The sequence below is a fragment of the Mesorhizobium zhangyense genome (assembly GCF_011045115.1).
GTDB lineage: Bacteria > Pseudomonadota > Alphaproteobacteria > Rhizobiales > Rhizobiaceae > Mesorhizobium_M > Mesorhizobium_M zhangyense.
Window position 1 is genome coordinate 1 of the sequence record NZ_JAAKZG010000040.1, and the last position, 4,466, is coordinate 4,466.

At 57.7% G+C, this 4,466-nt stretch carries 5 protein-coding genes; 2 read left to right on the forward strand and 3 right to left on the reverse strand.

Features of this window, described 5'->3' with window-relative positions:
* Positions 1-25 precede the first annotated feature (25 nt).
* Positions 26-565, reverse strand: a complete 540-nt coding sequence (locus G6N74_RS30245) for an SMI1/KNR4 family protein (protein ID WP_165121698.1) — start codon at positions 563-565, stop codon at positions 26-28.
* Positions 566-641: 76 nt separating this feature from the next.
* Between G6N74_RS30245 and G6N74_RS30250 the strand changes: the two genes are divergently transcribed.
* Complete coding sequence (locus G6N74_RS30250) at positions 642-1,055, forward strand: hypothetical protein (protein ID WP_165121699.1); 414 nt, start codon at positions 642-644, stop codon at positions 1,053-1,055.
* 106 nt (positions 1,056-1,161) lie between these two features.
* Here G6N74_RS30250 and G6N74_RS30255 read toward each other — a convergent pair whose 3' ends face one another.
* A complete protein-coding gene (locus G6N74_RS30255; RefSeq protein ID WP_376767772.1) occupies positions 1,162-2,325 on the reverse strand; it encodes a reverse transcriptase domain-containing protein in 1,164 nt (387 codons plus the stop codon).
* 1,045 nt (positions 2,326-3,370) lie between these two features.
* Positions 3,371-3,709: a metalloregulator ArsR/SmtB family transcription factor gene (locus G6N74_RS30260; protein ID WP_165121700.1), complete on the reverse strand. Its 339-nt coding sequence runs from the start codon at positions 3,707-3,709 to the stop codon at positions 3,371-3,373.
* A 79-nt stretch (positions 3,710-3,788) separates the two neighbouring features.
* On the opposite strand from G6N74_RS30260, the gene G6N74_RS30265 reads away from it, so the two are divergent.
* Positions 3,789-4,325, forward strand: coding sequence for an SRPBCC family protein (locus G6N74_RS30265; protein WP_205826938.1), 537 nt, complete (start codon positions 3,789-3,791; stop codon positions 4,323-4,325).
* Positions 4,326-4,466: the final 141 nt, after the last annotated feature.

The following is a 4,466-nucleotide window of genomic DNA, read 5'->3' on the forward strand; positions in this document are numbered from 1 at the left end:
AGGAATTGTGCGACAGCTTTCCAAGCTAGATATTGAGCGCACGTTTTAAACGCTCTCGGCGTGGCGTGTGCCAATAGTCATAGCCATTTTGCTCATCGTCATCGAAAAGCGCAGCGATGAACGCGCCGAATGACAATGCCTGAGGGCACAGATAGTTGTTTTCGGCGCTTCCCCAGCTCGCCCAATTACGCACCCAGCTATAGACCGCCCCAAAGTCTTCGATGCGTAACGAAAGAACGATTTCGAGTAGGCCGGGATCAGCCCCGATTGTAAGGCACCCAGTGGGCAATCGGTTTCCTAGTTCATGGCTCCAGTCCACAGCCCGGTCCCAAGAATAGAAAGGGTCGACAAAATGTTCAGTTGGATTCGCGTTCCCTTCCTCGGGGGCCAGCGCGGTATGTCGGAACATATTGGGATATGGACGACCGCCATTATAGCTGACCATGAAGGCGCGATAGTCAGCCGGCAACGTGTAGCCCGCCGATTTTTCCCAACTAGAGATCGCCAAAGCTACGGATTCTCCTGCCTCCCAACCATCGCTGACCGGGCTGATGAATCTACTCACGGAACTACTCCTTGTCGCGAAAATCCCAAAGTCCCGCTACGTTACATATATCGGGTCGGTTCCGGTACGGGGCGAAATGACACCCGAAGCGTTGATATCCTATAGTCAGCACGACGGGCATTTGGGAAATCTGATATTGGAAGGCGCTAAAGTGACAAGTTTTGTAATCTGGACCGAGGATGAAGAGGATCTGGGCTTTCTCGGATTTGCTCGGCATGACGGAGAGTGGCCACCCGCAGGGGAGAATGAGTGCGTTTTTAGTGGTTTCCCTCACGATCCTTCACTCCTAGACGACCCACGTGGCCGCTTCGTCATGGAGCATAAAGGGCGGGAATGGATCGCAGACGTGAATTACACAGATACCGAAATGACGGTCCGGATCAACCTAGACACAGGCTGGGCATTTGAACTGTGGAGTAACGACAAGGGCAATAATTGGAAGGCGGTCCGTGAAGATGTGACGCTCACGGGCACTGGTATGTTTCTCTGAAACCTCGATGGGGCATCTGTAAGCGTATTGGTTGAACTCAAGGCTGTTAGGGACAACAATAGGCCCTTGCAAATCAAGGCTTTGCGGGCATGAAATCTACGAGGGTTCAATTGGGACGGCGAAAATAGCCTTCGGGTTCGCGGTAGGGACGCTCATTGCTGAGCGCCCCCCGCACAGATCCGTACGTGCGGAATTCCCGCATACGGCTCCTACCTTGGGTGAGTGACGGCGAAGCGCGCGTCCGGCCAAGGGTGAAGATGCGTGGCTTAGGAATCCAGCCGTCAGAGATGCGGGTAATTCGCGTCCATGTGGTCTTATCTTTCTGGCTCCGGCGTTTGAGCGCCCGTCGCCAGAGGTCGATCACATGAAGCCGGAATTGCCCGATTGCACGACGGTTGGTAGGCACCGCAAAATATCTGATATGCCCCTCGACCACTTGACGCAGCCACCGCCCCTGTTCTGGGATAGGTTGGTGCCTGCGACGGCGTAGCTCCTCTTTGATCTCCTGAAGTTTCACGCGCATGCGGTCGCTGCGGGTCTTCCGTTGTAACTGGAAGAGCCCTTGGCGTGACTTTCCGCAGATGAACGTAAATCCCATGAAGGCAAAGGTTTCCGGTTTGCCGAGCCCGCGCCGCTTGCGTCGGGTCGCCGCAAAGCGACCGAATTCAATCAGCTGGGTCTGGTCCGGATGGAGCGACAGTTCGAACTCCTCCAACCTCGCGCGCATCGCAATGAGGAAACGGCGAGCGTCGTCCTCTTGCTCGAAGCCTAACACTGTATCGTCTGCGTAGCGCACGATGATCATGTCGCCGGTGGCTCCGCGCTGTCGCCAGCGATCGGCCCATAGGTCGAGCACGTAATGCAGGTAGACGTTTCCGAGCAGCGGTGAGATCACCGAGCCCTGTCCCGTCCCCTTGTCATCGACGGTCACGACCCCGTCTTCGAGAATGCCCGCCTTTAGCCATTTCTGGATCAGGCGAGTGATGCGCTTGTCGCCAATCCTGTGCTCCAGGAAGCGAACCAGCCAAGATTGGCTGACTGCCCCGAAGAAGTTTTGGATGTCGGCGTCGATTATCCAGTTCACCTTCCGTTTGCCGTTTGCCGTTTGCCGTTTGCCGATTGCCGTGCACAGTGCATCCATCGCATCGTGCGGTCCCCTTCCGGGTCGAAACCCGTAGGAGAAACCACAGAAGTCACCTTCGTAGATGACGTTCAGCACCATGACCGTGGCTCCCTGGACGATTTTGTCTTCCAGAGAGGCAATCGCCAACGGCCGCTGTCTCCCGTCCGCCTTCGGTATGTACGTCCTGCGGGACGGTTGCGGATGGTACGCTCCCTGTGGACCCGTCTGTGCAGGTCCTCAAGCCGGGGCTCAAGGTCTGCCTCGTAGTCTTGCCACGTCACGCCGTCCACTCCGGGGGCGGCCTTACGCTTGAGCGCGTAGTACGCTGTACGGAGTGTAACGACGTTGATGTGGTGGAAGAGTGCGGTGAACGGTTCCTTCTTCCTCAGCCTTGCGGCTTTTCGTACGCGGTCCAGCGACTGGGTCATGCGAGCCCGGCTCTGTGTCCGGTGCGTGTGTTGCTGTTCCGCGTTTCCCTTGGTCTCCAGCCTTGGCTCCACCGACTCCGCTGCTGGTTGCCCAGCTTTGTTCGTCGATTTCTCAGCTACTATGCCAGAGTCAGACTTCTCCGTGTCGTTCATCAGCGGCTACGGCTCCTCGCCTTCCCGCTGCGGACCACGCCCTCTATAGAGGAGGTCGGGGTCGACCCGGAGATCTCCCGGTTCCCGCGCAAAGAGCTTCCATGCATGCCAGGGTCTACGACCGCGCCGGATTGGTCGGGTGCTCGCAGTAGCGCACCTTCCCATGTTGCCTTCCGCCATGACAACGGCGTCGGCATCCAAGATGAGGCGATTTCGCGGCTCAATGGCTGGCCTACATGCTCCCCTGCCAACGCTTCGCCGACGCCCTCGCGAGCGCCTGCGCATGGCTCGGGGCCGATGTGGGTTGCTACTCCTTCATCGTGACGGACTTGCACCATCTACTCCTTGCCGGTCTCCCGGCGCACTGTCATTTCGCCCTCTCCCTGAACCGATCCGAATAGCGTTTTCGCACGGCCTCTGTCTGGCAGTAACGCTCGTGCACTATCAAGGGCGCCGGGGAGAGGCAGAAGTGTCAAGCATTCGACGTCGTATCTCAGACAGTCAATTCAACCAATTTTGCGATAACACTGCTCCTCCGCCTATGCTTGTCGGCCTAATAGCCAAGGTCACACGAACACACGAACTGTCAGCGCTCTCGCCGCCACGCTCTATCATTTATCGACAGGCTCCCGCGCACTGCCCTCAACCGCGGCTCTCGCCAATTGCGCGCTCTCGCGCCGGATTGGACCTCCGATCGGACAGATTTCCTGCACGAAACCGGTAAGTGTGGATGCCAGCGTGTCGGGTACCTGGCGGTAGTAGACGAATTTCCCTCGCTTCTCGCTCGTCACGAGTCCCGCATGCTCGAGCAGTTGCAGATGTTGCGAGATCGAAGGCTTCGACATATCGAAGCGCGAGGCAATCTCGCCGGCATTCAACTCATGATGCGCGACATAGGCCAGGATCTTGCGGCGAACGGGGGAGGCTAGCGCCTCGAAGATCAGTTGCATTGACATAAGCGCATCATACACAAAATCAATTAGGCAATCAATTAAGCGTTGACGAGCTATCGATAAGTCGATTACCTAAATGAAGAACGATGAGGTGATTGCCATGGAAATCCGCTCCCAATGGACGTTCGACTGCCAGCCCGAGCATGTGTGGCCCCATTTCCTGCGTGCCCGGATGGACGATACGCGCCCCTTCCTCTTCCGTCTCGGCATTCCGAAGCCCGTAAGCTGCTGCGTGCTGGAAGGCAGTCCGGTAGTTGGTCGCACGCGTCAATGCACAACCGATCGGGGGACGATCGACCAGCGTATTCTCGTCCTCGAAGAGAACAGCAGGTTGGTCTATCGCATGATCGGATCGACGGTATGGTGCCGCGATTGGGTCGGCTTTCTGGAAGACGAATTCGCGCTAAAGCCGCTCCATAATGGTGGAACGCGCGTATCACGCCGCACCATCTTTCGGGCCCGGGGCCCGTTCCGCCTATTGAAGCAGCTCGGGTTATGGGTGGCCCTCAGGCAAGCGCATCGCTATGCATCGCGTAACTGGCGCCGTCTTGCCACGACAGAAGCTTCGCACAGTCCTGTTTCTGTTGCGGGCCATGTGGCAACTGCCGTGTGAGGGCGCGATGCGGATGCCCGGCTTACCCGTTCTCTCGCGCATCCTTTACGGTGCCGAACTGTTGGCTGTCTCCCCGGTCATCCTCGCCCTTGCCCTGCTTGCCTTGATGCTAGGGCTCTATTCGGCCGGGGCTATTCTTAT